Raw genomic sequence first — 927 nt, forward strand, 5'->3', positions numbered from 1 at the left:
TTCGCCCCCCGGCTTACCGGGTGGCTTGCTTTACGCGAAGGATTATCATGGCCCGCGTTACCGTTGAAGATTGCGTTCAAAGGGTTCCCAATCGGTTTGAACTGGTGATGCTCGCCGCCCAGCGCGCGCGGGATATTGCCAGCGGTATGCCGATTTCCATCGAGCGCGATAATGACAAGAACCCCGTCATTGCCTTGCGCGAGATTGCCGAAGAAAAGCTGGATAACGAAGTTCTGCGGAACTCGTTGGTGCGCGGCCACCAGAAGACTTTCGAGGCCGATGAACCGGAAGAAGAAATCGTCGATTTCATTCAATCCGAACAGGAACTCGCCCGCAATATGGCGGTCAACGACGTGCTCGCGTCGGATGATACCGAGGTGGACGAAGCCGAGGGTGATGAGCCCGTGGTTGCGGACGAAGACGCCGAAATCTAACCGCCTTAGCGGGTTCGGTTTTTTAACGGCAGTCCTGCGGGGCTGCCGTTTTTTATTGGTCACGGCAAGAATGTCAGTTGCCGCCCCGGCTTTGCGTGTCAACATATCATCAGAGTGAGTGGAGGGGGCCGCACAGCGCCGATGATCCGTCAGTACGAATTGGTTGACCGAGTTCGGGCCTATGATCCCGATGTGGACGAGGATGTGCTGAATCGCGCCTATGTGTTTGCGCTGAAAGCCCACGGCGCGCAAACCCGCGCCAATGGCGACCCCTATTTCTCCCACCCGCTTGAGGTTGCGGGAATTCTGACGAACTTAAAGCTCGACACCGCCTCCATCGTCACCGCGCTTTTGCACGATGTGATCGAGGATACGGAGGTTAAGCTTGCCGATATTGAAAAAGCCTTCGGCAAGGAAATCGGGCGGCTGGTGAATGGCGTCACCAAGCTGACGCGCATCGAATTGCAGTCGGACCAAACGAAACAGGCGGAAA

At 56.5% G+C, this 927-nt stretch carries 2 protein-coding genes; both read left to right on the forward strand.

The window, feature by feature from the left end; genetic code table 11:
• On the forward strand, nucleotides 1-434 hold a 434-nt coding region (gene rpoZ / locus VZ95_RS19835; protein ID WP_332308145.1), incomplete at its 5' end, for a DNA-directed RNA polymerase subunit omega.
• Nucleotides 435-575: 141 nt separating this feature from the next.
• On the forward strand, nucleotides 576-927 hold a 352-nt coding region (locus VZ95_RS22550), incomplete at its 3' end, for an HD domain-containing protein (protein WP_156995451.1).

This window comes from Elstera litoralis (assembly GCF_000963705.1).
In the GTDB taxonomy this organism is placed as follows: Bacteria; Pseudomonadota; Alphaproteobacteria; order Elsterales; family Elsteraceae; genus Elstera; species Elstera litoralis.